The organism is Streptomyces sp. CA-146814 (assembly GCF_050942385.1).
GTDB lineage: Bacteria > Actinomycetota > Actinomycetes > Streptomycetales > Streptomycetaceae > Streptomyces.
In genome coordinates this window covers 4959845-4978657 of sequence record NZ_CP192068.1, presented here as the reverse complement: position 1 = coordinate 4978657, position 18813 = coordinate 4959845, and the positions used below count along the sequence as shown (strand labels likewise).

Genomic DNA, 18813 nt, shown 5'->3' with positions numbered 1-18813 from the left:
TCCCCGCGCGCATCCCAGCGCACCGCCTTCACGGGCCCCGTCCGCCGTCGTCGTCATGACCCCGGCGGGCGGGGCCCGTTGCTGCGTCCGGGCGATATGGGCGGTACGGTCGTGCGGAGCTGAAAGCCGCGCAGAGAACGGGGATCCCCATGAGCGAGCCGAATCCGTACGCGGGCGACGCGTACAAGTGGGGTCCTCCCCAGCAGCAGCCCGGCCACCCGCAGCACCCCGGCCACCCCCAGCACCCCGGCCACCCGCCGACGGTGGCCGACGGTCAGGCGTACGGGTATCCGCCGCCGGGTGCCACGCCCGCGTACGGCTATCCGCAGCCGCTTCCCGAGTCGGCGACCGAGCCGGGACCGGGGTACGGGTATCCGCATCCGGGCCAGCCCACGATGCCGGGCCAGTACCTCCCCGTGGCCCAGGGCGTGCCGGGTCAGGGTGGTGTCCCGGTGCTGTCGATCGGCGACATCACCGTCATGAGCGGCGCGATCGTCACGCCGTCGGGGACGATGCCGCTCAAGGGCGCGGTCTGGACGGCCACCGACATGTCGCGCACCGAGGAGAAGATCCCGGCGCACGCGATCGTGCTGGCGATCGTCTTCGCGCTGTTCTGCCTGGTCGGCCTGCTCTTCCTGCTGATGAAGGAGAAGCGGACCGTCGGCTTCGTGCAGGTCACGGTCGTCAGCGGCGGCCGCCACCACGGCACGATGATCCCGGCGATGGGCCCGCACACCTTTCCCGCCGTGATGGGCCAGGTCAACCAGGCCCGCTCGATGAGCGCCTGAGCGGCGGGCCGATGTCATGGCACGTTTCGAGCACACCGTCACCGTCGCCGCGCTGGACCGCCACTGGTTCGAGGAGGCCGCCGGCCATGTGGTGGACCTCTTCGACGCCTCCCGGGAGCGGGGCGGCGCGATCCTGCTGCCCGACGGCCGCCCGATCCACGGCCTCCGGCTGCTGAAGGGGCGCCATCTGGAGTCGGGGGCGCGGTACGGGGAGATACCCGGGACGGACCGGGACGGCGCCCCGGAGGCCACCGTCCTGCGGGAGTGGCGGCCCTCCCGGACCGTCGAGCTGGAGAGCCTGGTGGCGGAGGAGGGCATGTCCATGCGGGTGGGCGTGCGGGTGCGCGAGCCCCGGACGCCCAGGGAGCTGGAGGTGTCGCTCGACGGGCACAACCCGGAGGGCGGTTCGCTGTACCGCTTCTCGGGCCGTGCCAAGGTCGACCTGCGCGCCTGGTGGGCGGCGCTGGACCAGCCGCTCTCGGCGCCTCCGGCGGCCCGCGCGCCGGTCGTCGGCCGGGCGGTGCACCGGCTGGGCAAGGCCCGTCTGACGGTGACCCCGCGCCCGGCCGAGGACGGCTCCTGGCGGGTCTCCGTCGTGCTGACCGTGCGCGGGCGGTGGCTGCTGCGGCCGGTCGCCGGGGTGGCGCTGGCCTTCGCGCGGAGGCCGGTCGAGCGGGGGTTCCGGGAGGCGGTGGACTCCTCGGTGGAGGGGTGGGCCGAGATGCTGGCGGAGGTGGTGCCGCTGCGCGGTGAGGCGCTGCGCGCGGAGATTACGGACGCGCTGACCGAGCCGCCGGAGCCGGTGGAGGAGCCCGTGCCGCTGCCCAAGGCTCTCTGACGGACACCCTGTAGCCCCCTTCTTGAACATGTTCAATAAGGGGGCTACAGTCATGCCCACAAGCAGTTTTGAACACGTTCAAAGGAGAGTCGGGCATGGACCTCACCGTGGTCGCGTACGTCCTCTACCTGCTGATCAGCGTGGCGCTCACCGTCTGGGTCGCCCGCACCCTCAGCCGTAACGGCAGGATCTTCCTCGCCGACGTGCTGCACGGCAACGAGAAGCTCGCCGAAGCCGTCAACCACCTGCTGGTGGTCGGCTTCTACCTGGTCAACCTCGGCTTCGTCACGCTCTACCTGAAGAACGCCGACGGGGTCGCGAACGCCCGCGAGCTGTTCGAGGCGCTCTCGGTGAAGGTCGGTGTGGTCCTGCTGGTGCTCGGCGTGATGCACCTGGGCAATGTGTACGTGCTCAGCCGCATCCGGCGCCGCAGCGCACTGGAGCGCGAGCAGACCCCGCCCGTACCGCCGCAGGGCTGGACCAGGCCGGGTGCGCCGGGCCCGTGGGCCGCGCCCGCGCCGACGCCGGGGCAGTGAGCCCGGTGACCGCCGCCGCTCCGGTCCGCCGGCTCACCGTCCTCTACGACGCGCAGTGCCCGCTCTGCACGCACCTGCGGCACTGGCTCGGCCGCCAGCGCCAGCTCGTCCCGCTGGACCTCGTACCGGCCGGATCGGCCGAGGCGCGGCGGCGGTTCCCGGAGCTGGACCCCGCCTCCACGTACGAGGAGATCACCGTCGTCGGCGACCTCGGGCAGGTCTACCGAGGGACCTCCGCCTGGATCGTCTGCCTCTGGGCGCTGGCGAAGTACCGTTCCAAGGCCCACTGGCTGACCACTCCGGCCGGAGCGCCGTTCGCCCGGGGGACCGTGCTCGCCGCGGCGAGGTACCGGGCGGCGACGGCTCCGCGCTGCGGTCCGGGCCAGGCGTGCCCGGTACCGCCGGGTGCCCAGTGGGCTCCCCGCTAACCTTGGGCCCGTGGTGAAGGAAGAGAAGAACGTGCAGGAGAACGGGGCCGCGAAGCCCGCCAAGGCCGACAGGACCGCTCCGGCCGGCAAAGCCGTCCCGGCCGGCAAGGCGGCGAAGAGCGAGCAGACCCGCACGCTGATTCTCGAAACGGCGCTCAGGCTCTTCGCCGAGCGCGGCTACGACAAGACGACGATGCGGGCCATCGCGCAGGAGGCGGGCGTCTCCACCGGGAACGCCTACTACTACTTCTCCTCCAAGGAGCACCTGGTCCAGGGCTTCTACGACCGCATCGCCGGTGAGCACGCGGCGGCGGTGCGGCCCGTCCTGGCGGACGAGGCGGAGCTGGCCGGCCGGATCCGGGGCGTGCTGCTGGTCTGGCTGGAGGTGGCGGAGCCGTACCACCGGTTCGCCGCCCAGTTCTTCAAGAACGCGGCCGACCCGGACAGTCCGCTCTCGCCGTTCTCCGACGAGTCGGTGGCGGCCCGCGATGGGGCGATCGCCATCCACCGCCAGGCCCTCGCCGGTTCGGACACCAAGAGCGATCCCGAACTGTCGCCGCTGCTCCCCGAGTTGCTCTGGCTGATGCAGATGGGGCTGGTGCTGTTCTGGGTGTACGACCGCTCACCGGGCGCGGAGCGCAGCCGGCGGCTCGTCGAGCGCACCGCGCCGATCGCCGCACGCGCGATCGGGCTCTCCCGCTTCCGGGTGCTGCGACCGCTCGTACGGCAGGTTCACGCGCTGCTGGTGGAGTTCATGCCGGGCGGCGAGGCCCCGGCCTCCGCCGCCCCGGACGGGACGCGGCCCGGGGCGGCCGGCTGACCGGCCGCTCCGGGCGGGTGCGTCAGATCCAGCTGAGCTCCCACAGGCGCCAGAAGCCGGTGCCGTCGGAGAGGTACTGGGAGCCGGCGACGTCCGTCTTGGCGACGACGTAGTCCTTCTTCTGCCAGAGCGGCAGCAGCGGGACGTCCTCGCCGACCAGCTTCTGCATCTCCTTGAAGTCGTTGGAGGTGCGGCCGCGGTCGCTGAACTGCTGCGTGGCGGCGATCAGCTGGTCCATCTTCTTGCTGGAGTAGCCGCTGTGCAGGACGTTGCCGGTGCCGACGAGCGGCTGGCTGAAGGTGTCGGGGTCCGGGAAGTCGGGGAACCAGCCGACGGTGTACATGTCGTACTCACCGGCCGCGTAACCCTTCTGGTACCGCGTCCACTCCACGGCCTTGACCGAGACCTCGAAGAGGCCGTCCTTCTCCAGCTGGCGACGGAGCTCGGCGGTCTCCTTGGTGTACATGTCGCCTTCGCGGTAGGCGAAGTTGACGGCCACCGGCGTCTGGATGCCGGCCTCGTCGAGGAGCTTCTCGGCGCGCTTGGGGTCGGAGGACGGGTAGGCGTCGAAGAAGGGGGTGCTGTGCCCGATGTAGCCGGTGGGGATCAGCGAGTACAGCGGCTCGACCGTGCCCTGGTAGACCTTGCTGACCAGCGGGCCCCGGTCCAGGAGCGCGGCGACGGCCTGGCGGACCTTCTTCTTCCCGAACGGCGAGTCCTTGCGGGTGTTGAAGATGATGTTGCGGATCTCGGCGCTGGCCGCCTCGGTCACGCGCAGCTCCGGGTCGCCCTCGTCCAGCTCCGCGAGCTTGGAGGACGGCAGCTGGCGGTGGGCGATGTCGACGTCGCCGCTGTTCCAGGCCGCCAGCAGGTCCTCGGACGCCGTGAAGTAGCGGATGTCGACCGCTTCGCCGATCTTCTTGAGCGCGCCCTTGTACTTGAGGTTCGGCACCAGCTCGGCGCGGGCGTTCGGCTCGTACGACTTGAGGACGTACGGGCCGGAGCCGTCGACCTGGTTGCCCTTGCGGAGCTCGTCCTTGGGGTACTTGGTCGAGTCGACGATCGCCGCGGCGCCGGTGGCGAGCTTCTGCGGGAAGGTCGCGTCCTTGCCGGACAGGTTGAACGTGATCGTGCGGCCCTCGGTGGAGACCGTGTCGAGCGTCGGGAAGAGACCCGAGGGACCGACGTCCGACTTGATCGCGAAGATCCGGTCGAAGGAGTGCTTGACGTCCTTGGCGGTGATCTTCCGGCCGTTGGAGAACGTCAGGTCGTCACGGAGCTTGCACTGGTACGTCTGGAGCTTCTGGCCGACGAACGCGCAGCTCTCCGCGGCGTCCGGCTCCGGCACGATGGCGCCGGGCTTGAAGGTCATCAGCGACTGGTAGATGTTGCTGTAGATCGCCCAGGAACCCGCGTCGTACGCGCCGGCCGGGTCCAGCGAGGTCACGATGTCCGACGTCCCGACCGTGATCGCGTCGGTCTTCCCCTCCCCTGAGGGGAGCAGTTGCCAGGCGCCGACGCCTGCGATGACCAAAACCGCGAAAATCGCGAGAATCCGTACCCGGACCGACCGCATTGCCGTGCTCTCCCTTACCAGCCCCACCACGGCAGTTGCGCTCAGACACGCACACTGCCGCACGTTCGCGCTTACCCAATCACACGATTTTCACATCTGGAAGAGTAAATGGGGCACTCACAGCCTTTTGTTGGACACGTTCGACTCGGGGTGTCCGAAAAGGCTGTTTCCCGCCTCTCACCTGCGGATTCACGTAGCGGAGCGTGACGTTACGGTTCGGTTTAGTTGAAGATCGCATGATCGCAACGGCAACGCCCGCACAGGCGGGAGGCGGGGATTCAGGCCTGGCGCGAGGCGAGTTCGACGACGGTGATGTCGGCCGGAGCGCCGACCCGTACCGGCGGGCCCCAGGCGCCCGCGCCGCGCGAGACGAACAGCTGGGTGTCGCCGTACTGTTCGAGCCCGGCGACGGTCGGGTTGGCCAGCTCGGCGAGGTAGTTGCCCGGCCAGAGCTGTCCGCCGTGGGTGTGGCCGGAGAGCTGGAGGTCGACGCCGTGCTCGACGGCGTCGTGGATGACGACGGGCTGGTGCGCGAGGAGGACGGCGGCCCGGGAGCGGTCCCGGTCGCCGAGCGCGCGGACGAAGTCGGGGCCCTGGCCCTCGGTCTCGCCGGCGATGTCGTTGACCCCGGCGAGGTCGAACCCGCCCATCTCCACCCGGGCGTTCTCCAGCGGGATCAGCCCGAGCTCGCGGACGTGGTTCACCCACTGCTCCGCGCCGGAGAAGTACTCGTGGTTGCCGGTGACGAAGAAGCTGCCGTGCCGGGCCCGCAGCCCGGCCAGCGGTTCGGCGGCGGAGCCGAGCTCGGCCACCGAGCCGTCGACGAGGTCGCCGACGACGGCGACCAGGTCCGGCGAGGTGGAGTTGATCGTGTCGACGATGCGCCGGGTGTGGGCGCGGCCGAGGATCGGGCCGATGTGGATGTCGCTGACCACGGCGATACGGAAGCCGTGGGCCGCGCGCGGCAGTTTGGCCAGCGGCACGGTGACGCGCTTGACGCTCGGCCCGCGCAGCACGTCGGCCGTCCCGTACCCGACGGTGGCGAGGCCCGCGGCGGCCGCGGCACCGCCGACGACCCGGGAGACGAAGAGACGGCGGGAGGGGAGGGCGACGGCGGGGGCGGGCGCGGGGTCGGCCGGTGCCGGGTCTGCGGGCGGAGTGGGCGTGGGTGCCGGATCGGCCGGGGTGGTGGCGGTGTCCTGGCCTGCCGGGACGAGTTCTTCCGTACGGATGTGGCTTCCGCTCGCTGTCGGCGCCACGGCCTCCTGAGGCAGCGCCACGGTGGTTCCGGCGGCGGCCGCCGCGTCGCGCCGGGCGAGCACACGGGTCAGGAGCGGGCGGACGACCTCGCCGACCAGCAGGGCCAGCGTCAGGTACATCAGGCAGGCCAGCCACAGGAACCCGGGCCAGGCCAGCACCTGCTGAAGCCAGAACGGCGCGCCTATCCGGCCGGAGGTCATGGCTCCGACGCTCAGGAGCGGCAGGACGAAGGCGGCGACGGTACCCACCTTGCGCAGCGTGCTGCCGGGTGCCGTCGTGTCACCGACGAACCGGCGCCACACATAGCGGTGCACGCTCGCGAGCAGCGCCAGCACCACGAGCGCCACCAGGACGAAGATCACTGCTGCCATCCGTGCCTACCTACGTTCTTCTCATCGTGCGCGCTCGTCGCGCAAAGCCCGGACGCCACGCAACCCGATCGCACCGACCACCGTCCCCAGAAGAAAGGACGTGATGGCGAGCAGCAGGTGCACCCAGAAGTACCCGGTCGGCTCACCCGCGTCGTCGAACGCGAGCCCGCTGCCGTCCTGCCACAGGTTCTTGACGAAAGTGATCCAGATGAACCAGCTCCACACCCCGAAGACGAGCAGGAACCAGGAGGCGGGGCGGCTGAGCTTCATGGGTCCAGTATCGCCGCCACCCTCCGGGGCCCTCGCCCGGGGTGGCGTCCGAAAGGGGCAGTCCCGGCCACCGCTCCGGCGGGTCAGCCGGTCCGGGTCCTCATCCACATCTTCGCCCTGTACTTTTTCGACCGTGCCTGCTCTGAAAAAGATCGCTTCTACGGTCATCTCCGCCGCCCTGCTGTCGAGTCTTGCCCTCACCCCCGCGCACGCGGCCGACAAGGACAAGAAGGACGACAAGCAGCCCAAGCCGCCGAGCACCATGTCGAGCCTGGGCGGGGAGCAGCTCGCCAAGACGGGTGCCCAGGTGAACCTGGGCCCCGGCGCACCGGTGCTGCCGAAGAAGCTGTCCGGCCGCTCATGGGTCGTCGCGGACGCGGAGAGCGGCGACATCCTGGCCGCGCACAACGCGCACTGGCGGCTGCCGCCCGCCTCCACCCTCAAGATGCTGTTCGCGGACACGGTGCTGCCCGCGCTCCAGCCCACCTCCCTGACCCACACGGTGAAGGAGACCGACCTGGCGGGGGTCGGCGAGGGCAGCAGTCTGGTGGGCATCAAGGAGGACCACACGTACTCGGTCCACGACCTGTGGCTCGGCGTCTTCCTGCGGTCGGGCAACGACGCGGTGCACGTGCTCTCGGAGATGTACGGCGGCGTCCCGAAGACGGTGGCCGCGATGCAGAAGCACGCCGAGGAGCTCCAGGCGCTGGACACGACGGTGGTCTCGCCGGACGGGTACGACGCGCCGGGCCAGGTCTCCAGCGCCTACGACCTGACGCTGATCGCCCGCAGCGGCATGCAGAAGAAGGACTTCCGCGAGTACGCGGCCACGGCCTCCGCCGACTTCCCCGGTCAGAAGAAGAAGGGGAAGAAGCGCGAGAGCTTCGAGATCCAGAACACCAACCGGCTGATCACCGGGGACATCGGCGTCGACCCGTACAAGGGCATCGCGGGCGTCAAGAACGGCTACACGACCCACGCGGGCTCCACGTTCACCGGGGTCGCCGAGCGCAACGGCCGGGTGCTGCTGGTCACGGTCATGAACCCGTCGGCGGAGGAGAGCCACGCCGTCTACAAGGAGGCCGCCCACCTGCTCGACTGGGGCTTCGCCGCGAGCGGCAAGGTGACCCCGGTCGGCCAGCTGGTGCCGCCGAGGTCGCTGGACACCGGGAACGTGGACGGTGGCAAGGGCGTGCACCCGGCGGCCGGGGCGGACCAGGGCTCCGGCGGCCAGGCGAAGGCCGCGCACGCCGCGACCGCGGGGCAGGAGTCCGGCGGGGCCGGTATCGCCCTGGCGGTCGTCGGCGGCTTGCTGGTGGTCCTGGCGGCCGGGGTGTTCCTGGTCAACCGGCGCTGGCCGGTGCCGGGTCTGAGCCGCCGCCCGCCGCAGGACTGACGCGGGACCGGCTCAGGAGGCCCGGGTGGAGCCGCCGGCCTCCTGAGCGGCCTCCGGCTCCGCCTTCGCCTTCACGTCCTCGTCGCCCTCGCCGTCACCGTCGCCCAGCTCCTCCTCCTTGGACCCGGTCGCGGTCCAGGCGGCGCAGAACAGCAGCAGCTTCGCGGAGAAGTTGATCCACAGCATCAGCGCGATCGGGACGCCGAACGCGCCGTACATGCTCTTGCCCGCGACCCCCTTCATATAGCTGCCGAGCAGCAGCTTGAGCAGCTCGAAGCCGACCGCGCCGACCAGCGCCGCGACCACCAGCCGGCGCCGGGGCGGCTCGACGCCGGGCAGCAGCGTCAGCAGGTAGAGGATCAGCAGGAAGTCGGCGAGGACCGCGACCACCAGGGCCGCCAGCCGGAGCAGGATGCCGCCCGCGCCGCCCTCGGGGATGCCGAGCTGGTCGGCGGTCCAGCCGACGGCCGTCGTCCCGACGGTGGAGACCGCCAGCGTGGCGAGCGCCGCGCCGCCGAGGCCGACCAGCAGGACGGCGTCCTTGAGCTTGGCGACGACCGGGTTGGCCTCCTGGACGTCGTCCAGCTCCCAGACCGCGCGCAGGCACTCCCGCATCGAGCCGATCCAGCCGACGCCCGTGAACAGCAGCAGCGCACCGGCCACCAGTCCGACCGTGCCCGCGTTGGCCACCAGGGTGTCGATGCCGAGCTGGTCGGAGATGCCCGGCACCTGCTCGGCGAGCTTGTCCTTGATGGTGTCCAGCTGTTGGTCGCTCAGCAGCGCGGCCGCGATCGCCGCGCCGACCGCGATCAGCGGGAAGAGCGCCAGGAAGCTGATGAAGGTGATCGCGGCGGCGAGCCTGGCCCAGTGGACCTTCTCCAGCCGCTCGTAGGAGCGCCAGGCGTGCGTCTTCATCAGCCGGGAGACGAGCGGCCCCACGACGGGGAGTTTCTTGAGCCAGTCCATGGACCTACGCGTACCCTCCCGGGCCCGGAAAACCTGCGGGCCGCACCGGGCACTCTTCCGGACGCGTCCGGAAGGCCCATCGCCCGTGCCGCTGACACGCGATCCCTCACCCGTTCCGGTGAGCGGTGTAACAAAAGGTACGAATAGGTTTTCGCGGACGATACGCCCAGGGCTACGGTCACGGGCATGTCCGTCGACACGGTGTCCTTGACCGGCTGGGGCCGCACCGCCCCGACCACCGCCGTACGGTTCCGCCCCCGTACGTACGAGGAAGCGGCTGCCGTGGTCCGGGGCCGCGGGCCCCGGGGCGCGCTGGCCCGGGGGCTCGGGCGGGCGGCCGGTGACGCGGCGCAGAACGCGGGCGGCTCGGTGCTCGACATGACCGGCCTGGACCGGGTCCGCGCCCTGGACGAGGCGGCCGGGACGGTCCGCTGCGACGCGGGCGTGACCCTGGAACGGCTGGAGCGGACCCTGCTGCCGCGCGGCCTGTTCCCGCCGGTCGTGCCGGGTACGGGCCGGATCACGGTCGGCGGTGCGATCGGCTCCGACGTGCACGGCCGCGACCACCCGGCCGCCGGTTCGCTCGCCCGGTACGTCGACAGCCTGGAGCTCCTCACGGCCGACGGCGAGGTGCGTACGGTGACGCCCGGCACCGCCCTCTTCGACGCGACCACCGGCGGCCTCGGGCTGACCGGTGTGGTCCTCTCCGCCACCCTCCGCCTGCGGCGCGTGGCCTCGCCGCTGATCGCCGTCTCCACCGAGCGGGCGGTGGACCTGGACGACCTGCTGGCCCGGTTCACGGCGGGCGGCAGCGACCGTACGCCGTACGCCTCCGCCTGGATCGACCTCCTCGCCCGGGGCCGGGCCGCCGGACGCGGCATCCTGACCCGAGGGGAGCACGCGCCCCCTTCTGTGCCACCGGCGCACGCCCGGCGCACGATGCGCGCCCCGCGCACGGACCACCGCCCCACGGCACCGCTCCTCCCCGCCGGACTGCTGGGCCGGGCCTCCGCCGCCCTCCTCAACGAGGTGCGCTACCGGAGTGCGCCCCGCTCCCGGACCGGCGAGCTCCGCACCGCCACCGCCTTCTTCCACCCGCTGGACGCCCTCCCCGACGCGAGCCGACTGCACGGCCGCGCCGGGCTCGTGCGCTACCGGTTCACGGTCGGGTACGGGCAGGAGGAGACGCTGCACCGCGTCGTGCGGCGGATCGCGGCCCGGCGCTGCCCCGCCTTCGGCGCCGAACTCCAGCGGTTCGGGGCGTCCTCGCCCGGCTGGCTGTCGTTCCCCGTGCCCGGCTGGACCCTCGCCGTCGACCTGCCCGCCGCCCTGCCCGGCCTCGGCCGCTTCCTGGACGGGCTGGACGAGGAGGTGGCGGCGGCCGGGGGCCGGGTCTGCCTGGCGCAGGACGCGCGGATCCGGCCGGAGACGGCGGCCTCGATGTACCCGCGCCTCGCGGAGTTCCGGGCGCTGCGGGCGGAGCTGGACCCGACGGAGGCGTTCCGCTCGGACCTGGCGCGCCGGCTCGACCTGTGACGTACCCACACCGCCCCTACCCCGTGAAACAGGAGTGTTCCGTGAAGGACGCCTTCGGTGCCCCGCAGTCCCTACTCGTCCTCGGCGGCACCTCCGAGATCGCCCTCGCCACCGCGCGCCGCCTGATCGCCCTGCGCACCCGCCGGGTCTGGCTGGCCGGCCGCCCCTCCCCCGCCCTGGACGCGGCCGCCGCCGAGCTGCGCGACCGGGGCGCCGACGTGCGTACGGTCGCCTTCGACGCGCTGGACCCCGGCACGCACGAGGAGGTGCTCGGCAAGGTCTTCGCGGAGGGCGACATCGATGTGGTGCTGCTGGCGTTCGGGATCGCCGGGGACCAGGGCCGCGACGAGGAGGAGCCGCTCGCCGCCGTGCGGGTCGCGCAGACCAACTACACCGGGGCGGTCTCGGCCGGGCTGGTGTGCGCGGGCGCACTCCAGGCGCAGGGGCACGGATCGCTGGTGGTGCTCTCCTCGGTGGCCGGTGAGCGCGCCCGGCGGGCCGACTTCATCTACGGCTCCAGCAAGGCCGGGCTCGACGTCTTCGCGCAGGGGCTCGGGGACGCGCTCCAGGGCACCGGCGTACAGGTGCTGGTCGTGCGCCCCGGAACCGTACGGACGCGGGCCATGGCCGGGCAGCCGGAGCAACCGTTCGCCACCACTCCGGAGGCGGTGGCCGGAGCGATCGTGACGGGGCTGCGGCGGCGGTCGGAGACGGTGTGGGTGCCCGGCTCGCTGCGGGTGGTGATGTCGGCGCTGCGGCATGTGCCGCGGCCGCTGTTCCGGCGGCTGCCGGTGTGACCGCCTGCGCCCCGGACCGGCGGATCAGGGGCGCATCGAGGTCAGCGGGTCAGGGGCGCAGCGACGGCGCGTCGACCGAGTAGCCGCCCTGGGCCGGGACGGCGGGGGTGCCGCCTCCGGATCCGAACGGGAAGTCGCGGAGCTTGCGCCAGACGGCGTCCGCGCCCTGTTCGTACAGCGCGAAGGAGCCGCAGGTCCAGGCCGCCTCGTAGTCGGCGAGCTCCGCGTACGCCCGGTCCATCGCCTCTTCGGAGATGCCGTGCGCCACGGTGACGTGCGGGTGGTACGGGAACTGGAGCTCACGCACCAGCGGCCCGGAGGCGTCCCGGACCCGCTTCTGGAGCCAGGAGCAGGCCGAGGCGCCCTCCACGACCTGGACGAAGACCACCGGCGAGAGCGGCCGGAACGTGCCGGTGCCGGAGAGCCGCATCGGGAAGGGGCGGCCGGCCGTGGCGATCCGGTCGAGGTGTGCCTCGATCGCCGGCAGGTCGGCCGCCTCCGCCTCGGTCGGCGGCATGAGGGTGACATGGGTGGGAATGCCGTACGCGGCAGGATCCCCGAAGCTCGCGCGCCGCTCCTGGAGCAGGCTGCCGTAGGGCTCCGGGACCGCGATCGAAACGCCGAGCGTTACGGTCCCCACGTCGTTCTCCTCCATCGTCGATGGTCGATTTCCGGCCTTGCGCCGCGACCCGCCGCCGCAAGTGTGGCCCCTTCGGCCGTGATCTCGCCAGAGTCCTTGGACTCAGTGCTTGGCGGGCAGGAAGCCCATCCGGTCGTACGTCTGCGCCAGGGTCTCGGCGGCGACGGCCCTGGCCTTCTCCGCTCCCTTGGCCAGGATGGAGTCCAGCGTCTCCGGGTCGTCCAGATATTCCCGGGTGCGGACCTGGAAGGGGGTGACGAATTCCACCATGGCCTCGGCCAGGTCGGTCTTCAGCGCCCCGTACCCCTTGCCCGCGTACGTGTCCTCCAGCGCCTCGACCGTGCTGCCCGAGAGGGTGGAGAGGATGGTGAGCAGGTTGCTGACGCCCGGCTTCTTCTCCTCGTCGAAGCGGATCACCGTGTCGGTGTCGGTGACCGCGCTCTTGACCTTCTTGGCCGTGGCCTTCGGGTCGTCGAGGAGGTTGATGAGGCCCTTCGGCGTGGAGGCCGACTTGCTCATCTTGACCGCCGGGTCCTGGAGGTCGAGGATCTTCGCCGTCTCCTTGAGGATGTACGGAGCCGGGACGGTGAACGTCTGGCCGAACCGGCCGTTGAACCGCTCCGCGAGGTCGCGGGTCAGCTCGATGTGCTGGCGCTGGTCGCCGCCGACCGGGACCTGGTCGGCCTGGTAGAGCAGGATGTCGGCGACCTGGAGGACCGGGTAGGTGAAGAGGCCGACGGTGGCGCGGTCGGCGCCCTGCTTGGCGGACTTGTCCTTGAACTGCGTCATCCGGGAGGCCTCGCCGAAGCCGGTGAGGCAGTTCATCACCCAGCCGAGCTGGGCGTGCTCGGGCACCTGGCTCTGGACGAAGAGCGTGCACCGCTCCGGGTCGAGGCCGGCCGCGAGCAGCTGCGCCACGGCGAGCCGGGTGTTGGCGCGCAGCTCGGCGGGGTCCTGCGGGACCGTGATCGCGTGCAGGTCCACGACCATGTAGAAGGCGTCGTGCGTCTCCTGGAGCGCCACCCACTGGCGCACCGCGCCCAGGTAGTTGCCGAGGTGGAACGAGCCGGCGGTGGGCTGGATCCCGGAGAGCACACGGGGCCGGGCGGGCGCGCCGGTGCGGCCCGTCTGCGGCTGGTCGGTGGAGAGCGCGGAGCGATCAGAGGCCATGGGCCCATTGTCTCAGGTGCGGGGGCGATCCCCGGCAGCCGGTGCGGGGCGCAGCGGGGGCGCACCCGCTCGGGTGCCGGGCCGCTCACGCCCCGGGAGCGCGGAGCTGAGACGAAGCGCACATTCCGGCCGCCGGAGCGCGCGCGGGCGGGCGCGTGGGAGGGCACGGGAGACGTACGCGGGCGGGCGCGCCGGAGAGTGAAGGTTTCCCTGCGCCGGATGCGACCGACGATACAAAGTGGGCACCACCCCCGCCCACGCCGTACGACGAACGGAGATCCCGTGTCCGCCACGGAAACTGCCATCGCCTCCGCCGAGGCGCACAGCGCGCACAACTACCACCCGTTGCCGGTCGTCGTGGCCTCGGCCGAGGGTGCCTGGATGACCGATGTCGAAGGCCGCCGCTACCTGGATCTGCTCGCCGGCTACTCGGCGCTCAACTTCGGCCACGGCAACCGCCGTCTGCTCGACGCGGCCCGCGCCCAGCTGGAGCGGGTGACGCTGACCTCGCGGGCCTTCCACCACGACCGGTTCGCCGACTTCTGTACGGAGCTGGCCGAGCTGTGCGGCATGGAGATGGTGCTGCCGATGAACACGGGGGCGGAGGCGGTGGAGACGGCGGTGAAGACCGCCCGGAAGTGGGGCTACCGGGTCAAGGGCGTCCCGGACGGGATGGCGAAGGTCATCGTGGCCTCGGACAACTTCCACGGCCGCACGACGACGATCATCAGCTTCTCCACGGACCCGGAGGCGAGGGCCGACTACGGCCCGTACACCCCGGGGTTCGAGATCGTGCCGTACGGGGATCTCACCGCGATGCGGGAGGCCATGACGGAGAACACCGTGGCGGTGCTGATCGAGCCGATCCAGGGCGAGGCGGGCGTGCTGGTGCCGCCGGCCGGTTATCTGGCCGGGGTGCGGGAGCTGACGCGCGAGCGGAACGTGCTCTTCGTCGCGGACGAGATCCAGTCGGGTCTGGGACGTACCGGGAGGACGTTCGCGCTGGAGCACGAGGGCGTGGTGCCGGACATGTACGTGCTCGGCAAGGCGCTCGGCGGCGGTGTGGTGCCGGTGTCGGCCGTGGTCTCGTCGGCGGAGATCCTCGGCGTGTTCAGGCCCGGCGAGCACGGCTCCACCTTCGGCGGCAACCCGCTGGCGTGCGCGGTGGCGCTGGAGGTGATCGCGATGCTGCGGACCGGCGAGTACCAGGAGCGGGCCGCCGAGCTGGGTGATCATCTGCACCGGGAGCTGGGGCTGCTGGCCGGGGGCGGCGCGGTGGAGACCGTACGGGGCCGGGGGCTGTGGGCGGGCGTCGACATCGCGCCCGCCCTCGGCACCGGCCGGGAGATCTCGGAGCGGCTGATGGCCGAGCGGGTGCTGGTGAAGGACACCCACGGCTCGACGATCCGGATCGCGCCGCCGCTGGTGATCTCCAAGGAGGACCTGGACTGGGGGCTGGACCGGCTGCGGACGGTGCTCAGCGCCTGAGCCACTCCCGTACAGGTCTCAGAGGATGACGTGGGGCAGGAAGCGGGCGTACTCGTCCGTGACCGGCCCCGCCGATTCCCGGATGCCGAGCCCGGCCGACTCGTCCTCCACCACCCACGCCCCGAGCACCACCCGGTTGCCGTCGATGTCGGGCAGCGGCGCCAGCTCCTGGTAGCAGCACGGCTCCTCGCGCAGGACCGCCGGGGAGCCGGGCCCGTGCAGGTCGACCCCGGCGCCCTCGCGGCCCAGCAGCGGCTTGGACACGTACCCCGCCCCGCCGGGCCCGGCCAGCTCACGCGGGCCGTCGAGGTAGGCGGGCAGCAGGTTCGGGTGGCCCGGGTACAGCTCCCAGAGGACCGCCAGCAGCGCCTTGTTGGAGAGCAGCATCTTCCAGGCGGGCTCGATCCAGCAGGTGGTGCCGGAGCCGCCGCCGTTGTCCAGGGTCTCCAGCACCTGCGGCGCGAACCGGTCCGTGGTGAGCCACTCCCACGGGTAGAGCTTGAAGCAGCTGCGCAGGAACCGGAGCCGGTCGTCGACGAACCGTCCGCTCAGCCGGTCCCAGCCGATGTCCTCCACGGAGAGCGCGTGCGTTTCGAGGCCGGCCTGATCGGCGGTCTCGCGGAGGTACGCGACGGTCATCAGGTCCTCGCCCGCCTCGTCGCCCTCCGAGTGCGCGAAGTGCAGCGGGCCCGGCGGCAGCAGCCGGGCCTGCCGCTTCCAGGCGTCGACGAGCCGCTCGTGCAGTGAGTTCCACTGGTCGGCACCCGGGAACCGCTCCTCCATCCAGAACCACTGCGGGCTGGCGGCCTCCACGAGCGAGGTCGGGGTGTCGGCGTTGTACTCCAGCATCTTCGCCGGGCCGCTCCCGTCGTAGCGCAGGTCGAACCGCCCGTACAGGGAGGGCAGTTCGTCGCGGCGGCGCCAGGACTCGGCGACCAGCGAGGCCAAGCGCGGGTCGGTGACACCGAGGTCGGCGAAACGGTCCTGCTCCACGATGTGCGCGGCGGCCGCCAGGCACATCGTGTGCAGCTCCTCGACGGTCTCCTCCAGCGCCTCGACCTCCGGCAGCGAGAAGACGTAATAGGCGCTCTCGTCCCAGTAGGGGCGCAGCGAACCGTCCGGGTAGCGGGTGAGCGGGTAGACCAGCCCCTGCGACTCGACGGTCTGCTGCCAGCCGGGGCGCGGCTCGATGGTGCGGCGCTCCACCGGGCTCAGCCTCCGCCGGACTTGGTGCAGCCGAAGCCGCCCCGGTCGACCGCCGACTTGTCGAAGCTGCCGCCCTGGACCTTGCCGTCGCCGCTCTTGCCACCGCCGTAGTAGTACGAACCGCTGCCGCCGCTGCGGCACTCGGAGCTGGGCAGGGTCCTCTGCGTCGTCCGGTCGGCGCAGCGGCGGTCCGGCTCCGATCCGCACGATGTGATGGTCAGGGCGAGCAGCCCCATGCCGCCGAGCACGACCGTGCTCGACCTCAGCCTCCGCTTGGCCATGCTTGCGTTCTCCCCCGTGGTACGTGACACGGTCCGGCACCCCGTTCATCGCCGGACGGCTTGTCAGACTAGTTCGCCGTTCCGCCGGATCGAAACCCAGGAGATGAACCCCCGCCCGGTACATTCCTTTTGTGCTCCTGGGGATGATCTGCGCGCTCGGTGCCGCCCTCTGCTACGGGACGGCCTCCGTCCTCCAGGCGATCGCCGCACGGGCCGCGAGCCGGCCGGATTCCGGGGCGGGCGTGGATCCCGCGCTGCTGCTGCGGGCGGTGCGGCAGTGGCGTTACGTCGCCGGACTCACCCTGGACGGCCTGGGCTTCGTGCTCCAGATCGTCGCCCTGCGCGCGCTGCCGATCTACGCCGTGGGGGCGGCGCTCGCCGCGTCGCTCGCGGTCACGGCGGTGGTCGCGGCCCGGCTGCTGGCGGTCCGGCTGAGTAGGGCGGAGTGGGCGGCGGTGGCGGTGGTCTGCGCCGGGCTCGGGATGCTGGGGCTCGCCTCGGGCAAGGAGGGCGAGCTGCCGGGCCCGGAGTGGCTGCCGTGGGCGGTGCCCGCCGCCGCGCTGGGGGTGCTGGTGCTCGGTGCGGTGGGCGGGCGGCTGCCGACGCGGGGACGGGCGCTGGCGCTGGGCCTGGGGGCCGGGTTCGGGTTCGGGGTGGTGGAGGTGGCGGTGCGGCTGGTCGACGAGGTGTCGCCGGGCGCGCTGGTGCGGAACCCGGCGGCGTACGGGCTGCTGCTGGGCGGGGCGGCGGCGTTCCTGCTGCTGACGTCGGCGCTGCAGAAGGGGTCGGTGACGACGGCGACGGCGGGGATGGTGCTCGGGGAGACGGTGGGCCCGGCGCTGGTGGGGGTGGTGTGGCTGGGCGACGGAACCCGGGCGGGGCTGGGCTGGCTGGCGGTGACGGGGTTCGCGGTGGCGGTGGCGGGGTCGCTGGCGCTGGCCCGGTTCGGTGAGGCGCCGGAGCCGGAGCCGGAGCAGCTGTAGCTGTAGCTGTAGGGCCTGTTACGGCAGCACCCGGCACAGCGCGTCCAGTGCGCCCGTCCAGGCGCTCTCCGACGGCGAGCCGTAGCCGATCACCAGCGCGTCGCGGCCGGGCGGGGCGTCGGGGTGGCGGTAGCGGGACAGGCCCTCCAGCGCCAGGCCCTGGAAGGCCGCCGCCTGGATCACCGATCGCTCGGCACCTGCGGGGAGTTCGAGGACCGCGTGCAGTCCGGCCGCGATGCCGCTGACCTCGATGCCCGGGGCGCGTTCGGCGAGCGCCGTGACGAGCTGGTCGCGGCGGCGCCGGTAGCGCAGCCGCATGGAGCGCACATGCCGGTCGTACGCTCCCGAGGCGATGAACTCCGCCAGCGTCAGCTGGTCGATGGCTCCGGACATCCAGTCGGCCGGCCCCTTCGCCGCCACGACCTCCCCGACCAGCCCGCGCGGCAGCACCATCCAGCCGAGCCGCAGGCCGGGCGCGAGCGACTTGGAGGCGGTGCCGAGGTACACGACCCGTTCGGGGTCGAGCCCTTGAAGGGCCCCGACGGGTTGCCTGTCGAACCGGAACTCCCCGTCGTAGTCGTCCTCCAGGATCAGGCCCCCGGTGGCGCGGGCCCAGTCGACGGCGGCGGCCCGCCGGTCCGGATGGAGCGGTACGCCGGTGGGGAACTGGTGCGCCGGGGTCAGCAGCACCGCTCCCGTACCGCGCATCCCGGCCAGCTCCCCGGTCCGCGAGCCGAGCCCGTCGAGCGGCAGGCACGGCGTGGCGAGACCCGTTGCGGTGACGAGGTCGCGGTGCAGGTCGAGCCCGTACGACTCGACGGCCAGCTCCCGCACCCGGCGGCCGCGCAGGACCGCGCCCAGCAGCTTCAGCCCGTGGACGAAGCCGGCGCAGACCACGATGCGTTCCGGGTCGGCGTGGACGCCGCGGGCGCGGGCCAGGTACTCGGCCAGCACCGTGCGGAGTTCGACACGCCCGAGCGGATCGCCGTAGTCGAACGCCTCGTCGGGTGCGGCGGTGAGCGCCTTGCGGGCGGCCCGGAGCCAGGCGGTGCGCGGGAAGGCCGACACGTCCGGGGAGCCCGGCTTCAGGCTGTGGCCGGTACGCGGACGTGCCGACCGGGTCCGGGCCGCCACCGGGTCCGCAGGCCGGCGCGGTGCGGCCCGCTGCGCGATCCGGGTGCCCGAGCCCTGGCGGGCGGTGAGCCAGCCCTCGGCGACGAGTTCGGCGTAGGCGTCGGCGACGGTGTTGCGGGCGATACCCAGGTCGGCGGCGAGCGCCCGGGAGGACGGCAGCCGGGTGCCCGGGGCCAGCCGCCCGCTGCGCACCGCCTCGCGCAGCGCCGCCATCAGCCCGCTGCGCAGCCCCGTACCGACCAGCTCCAGATGCAGGTCGGCGCCGAAAGCGGCCCAGGAATCTGTCATGGAAATGGACCATACCGGTGCGCCACCGACCCCGTAGCGTC

General features: G+C 72.4%; 19 protein-coding genes. 10 read left to right on the top strand and 9 right to left on the bottom strand.

All coding sequences use genetic code 11. The features are described 5' to 3' along the window. Nucleotides 1-149 precede the first annotated feature (149 nt). The 5 genes from ACQP09_RS22415 (at nucleotide 150) to ACQP09_RS22395 (ending at nucleotide 3410) form a co-directional block, all read left to right on the top strand. On the top strand, nucleotides 150-788 hold the full coding sequence (locus ACQP09_RS22415) for a hypothetical protein (protein ID WP_433402254.1): 639 nt from the start codon (nucleotides 150-152) through the stop codon (nucleotides 786-788). A gap of 16 nt (nucleotides 789-804) precedes the next feature. Continuing rightward, complete coding sequence (locus tag ACQP09_RS22410; RefSeq protein WP_433402252.1) at nucleotides 805-1626, top strand: hypothetical protein; 822 nt, start codon at nucleotides 805-807, stop codon at nucleotides 1624-1626. A 95-nt stretch (nucleotides 1627-1721) separates the two neighbouring features. Next, on the top strand, nucleotides 1722-2162 hold the full coding sequence (locus tag ACQP09_RS22405) for a hypothetical protein (RefSeq protein WP_433402250.1): 441 nt from the start codon (nucleotides 1722-1724) through the stop codon (nucleotides 2160-2162). After that, complete coding sequence (locus tag ACQP09_RS22400; RefSeq protein ID WP_433402248.1) at nucleotides 2159-2590, top strand: thiol-disulfide oxidoreductase DCC family protein; 432 nt, start codon at nucleotides 2159-2161, stop codon at nucleotides 2588-2590. Before ACQP09_RS22405 ends, ACQP09_RS22400 begins: the two co-directional genes overlap by 4 nt. Before the next feature lie 10 nt (nucleotides 2591-2600). After that, nucleotides 2601-3410 carry a TetR/AcrR family transcriptional regulator gene (locus ACQP09_RS22395; protein ID WP_433402246.1) on the top strand — a complete coding sequence of 270 codons (810 nt, stop codon included), beginning with the start codon at nucleotides 2601-2603 and terminating at the stop codon, nucleotides 3408-3410. Nucleotides 3411-3432: 22 nt separating this feature from the next. Here ACQP09_RS22395 and ACQP09_RS22390 read toward each other — a convergent pair whose 3' ends face one another. From ACQP09_RS22390 to ACQP09_RS22380, 3 genes are all read right to left on the bottom strand, one after another. After that, nucleotides 3433-4986: an ABC transporter substrate-binding protein gene (locus ACQP09_RS22390; protein ID WP_433402244.1), complete on the bottom strand. Its 1554-nt coding sequence runs from the start codon at nucleotides 4984-4986 to the stop codon at nucleotides 3433-3435. Nucleotides 4987-5264: 278 nt separating this feature from the next. Next, on the bottom strand, nucleotides 5265-6608 hold the full coding sequence (locus ACQP09_RS22385; protein WP_433406713.1) for a metallophosphoesterase: 1344 nt from the start codon (nucleotides 6606-6608) through the stop codon (nucleotides 5265-5267). 30 nt (nucleotides 6609-6638) lie between these two features. Further along, the gene (locus ACQP09_RS22380) at nucleotides 6639-6887 is read right to left on the bottom strand and encodes an SCO4848 family membrane protein (RefSeq protein ID WP_356755865.1); all 249 of its coding nucleotides are present in this window, start codon (nucleotides 6885-6887) and stop codon (nucleotides 6639-6641) included. 133 nt (nucleotides 6888-7020) lie between these two features. On the opposite strand from ACQP09_RS22380, the gene ACQP09_RS22375 reads away from it, so the two are divergent. Continuing rightward, entirely contained in the window at nucleotides 7021-8283 is a 1263-nt protein-coding gene (locus ACQP09_RS22375; protein ID WP_433402242.1) for a D-alanyl-D-alanine carboxypeptidase family protein, read from the top strand. A 12-nt stretch (nucleotides 8284-8295) separates the two neighbouring features. On the opposite strand, the gene ACQP09_RS22370 is transcribed toward ACQP09_RS22375, so the two are convergent. Further along, nucleotides 8296-9249, bottom strand: a complete 954-nt coding sequence (locus ACQP09_RS22370) for a YihY/virulence factor BrkB family protein (protein ID WP_433402240.1) — start codon at nucleotides 9247-9249, stop codon at nucleotides 8296-8298. A 186-nt stretch (nucleotides 9250-9435) separates the two neighbouring features. Between ACQP09_RS22370 and ACQP09_RS22365 the strand changes: the two genes are divergently transcribed. Beyond that, nucleotides 9436-10785: an FAD-binding protein gene (locus ACQP09_RS22365; RefSeq protein ID WP_433402238.1), complete on the top strand. Its 1350-nt coding sequence runs from the start codon at nucleotides 9436-9438 to the stop codon at nucleotides 10783-10785. A gap of 41 nt (nucleotides 10786-10826) precedes the next feature. Next, nucleotides 10827-11582: a decaprenylphospho-beta-D-erythro-pentofuranosid-2-ulose 2-reductase gene (locus ACQP09_RS22360; RefSeq protein ID WP_433402236.1), complete on the top strand. Its 756-nt coding sequence runs from the start codon at nucleotides 10827-10829 to the stop codon at nucleotides 11580-11582. A gap of 49 nt (nucleotides 11583-11631) precedes the next feature. Here the strand turns inward: ACQP09_RS22360 and ACQP09_RS22355 are convergent, their stop codons facing one another. After that, nucleotides 11632-12222 (bottom strand): 2'-5' RNA ligase family protein, encoded by a 591-nt coding sequence (locus tag ACQP09_RS22355; protein ID WP_404064447.1) that lies wholly within the window; start codon nucleotides 12220-12222, stop codon nucleotides 11632-11634. A gap of 102 nt (nucleotides 12223-12324) precedes the next feature. Then, complete coding sequence (gene trpS / locus ACQP09_RS22350) at nucleotides 12325-13317, bottom strand: tryptophan--tRNA ligase (protein WP_433406712.1); 993 nt, start codon at nucleotides 13315-13317, stop codon at nucleotides 12325-12327. A gap of 357 nt (nucleotides 13318-13674) precedes the next feature. Between trpS and rocD the strand changes: the two genes are divergently transcribed. Next, on the top strand, nucleotides 13675-14880 hold the full coding sequence (rocD, locus tag ACQP09_RS22345) for an ornithine--oxo-acid transaminase (RefSeq protein ID WP_433402233.1): 1206 nt from the start codon (nucleotides 13675-13677) through the stop codon (nucleotides 14878-14880). An 18-nt stretch (nucleotides 14881-14898) separates the two neighbouring features. On the opposite strand, the gene ACQP09_RS22340 is transcribed toward rocD, so the two are convergent. Both ACQP09_RS22340 and ACQP09_RS22335 read right to left on the bottom strand, forming a co-directional pair. Then, nucleotides 14899-16086, bottom strand: coding sequence for a glutathionylspermidine synthase family protein (locus tag ACQP09_RS22340; RefSeq protein WP_433402231.1), 1188 nt, complete (start codon nucleotides 16084-16086; stop codon nucleotides 14899-14901). 5 nt (nucleotides 16087-16091) lie between these two features. Further along, nucleotides 16092-16367, bottom strand: a complete 276-nt coding sequence (locus tag ACQP09_RS22335) for a hypothetical protein (RefSeq protein WP_032756527.1) — start codon at nucleotides 16365-16367, stop codon at nucleotides 16092-16094. A 143-nt stretch (nucleotides 16368-16510) separates the two neighbouring features. Between ACQP09_RS22335 and ACQP09_RS22330 the strand changes: the two genes are divergently transcribed. Then, nucleotides 16511-17350, top strand: a complete 840-nt coding sequence (locus ACQP09_RS22330) for a hypothetical protein (protein ID WP_433406710.1) — start codon at nucleotides 16511-16513, stop codon at nucleotides 17348-17350. A gap of 18 nt (nucleotides 17351-17368) precedes the next feature. Here the strand turns inward: ACQP09_RS22330 and ACQP09_RS22325 are convergent, their stop codons facing one another. After that, on the bottom strand, nucleotides 17369-18772 hold the full coding sequence (locus tag ACQP09_RS22325) for a PLP-dependent aminotransferase family protein (protein ID WP_433402229.1): 1404 nt from the start codon (nucleotides 18770-18772) through the stop codon (nucleotides 17369-17371). Between the last annotated feature and the right edge of the window lie 41 nt (nucleotides 18773-18813).

What these genes read in the sequence shown, in the direction of transcription:
- ACQP09_RS22415 (WP_433402254.1), top strand. Translation starts at nt 150, where the DNA reads ATGAGCGAGCCGAATCCGTACGCGGGCGACGCGTACAAGTGGGGTCCT.
- ACQP09_RS22410 (WP_433402252.1), top strand. Translation starts at nt 805, where the DNA reads ATGGCACGTTTCGAGCACACCGTCACCGTCGCCGCGCTGGACCGCCAC.
- ACQP09_RS22405 (WP_433402250.1), top strand. Translation starts at nt 1,722, where the DNA reads ATGGACCTCACCGTGGTCGCGTACGTCCTCTACCTGCTGATCAGCGTG.
- ACQP09_RS22390 (WP_433402244.1), bottom strand. Translation starts at nt 4,986, where the DNA reads ATGCGGTCGGTCCGGGTACGGATTCTCGCGATTTTCGCGGTTTTGGTC.
- ACQP09_RS22380 (WP_356755865.1), bottom strand. Translation starts at nt 6,887, where the DNA reads ATGAAGCTCAGCCGCCCCGCCTCCTGGTTCCTGCTCGTCTTCGGGGTG.
- ACQP09_RS22370 (WP_433402240.1), bottom strand. Translation starts at nt 9,249, where the DNA reads ATGGACTGGCTCAAGAAACTCCCCGTCGTGGGGCCGCTCGTCTCCCGG.
- ACQP09_RS22365 (WP_433402238.1), top strand. Translation starts at nt 9,436, where the DNA reads ATGTCCGTCGACACGGTGTCCTTGACCGGCTGGGGCCGCACCGCCCCG.
- ACQP09_RS22335 (WP_032756527.1), bottom strand. Translation starts at nt 16,367, where the DNA reads ATGGCCAAGCGGAGGCTGAGGTCGAGCACGGTCGTGCTCGGCGGCATG.
- ACQP09_RS22330 (WP_433406710.1), top strand. Translation starts at nt 16,511, where the DNA reads ATGATCTGCGCGCTCGGTGCCGCCCTCTGCTACGGGACGGCCTCCGTC.
- ACQP09_RS22325 (WP_433402229.1), bottom strand. Translation starts at nt 18,772, where the DNA reads ATGACAGATTCCTGGGCCGCTTTCGGCGCCGACCTGCATCTGGAGCTG.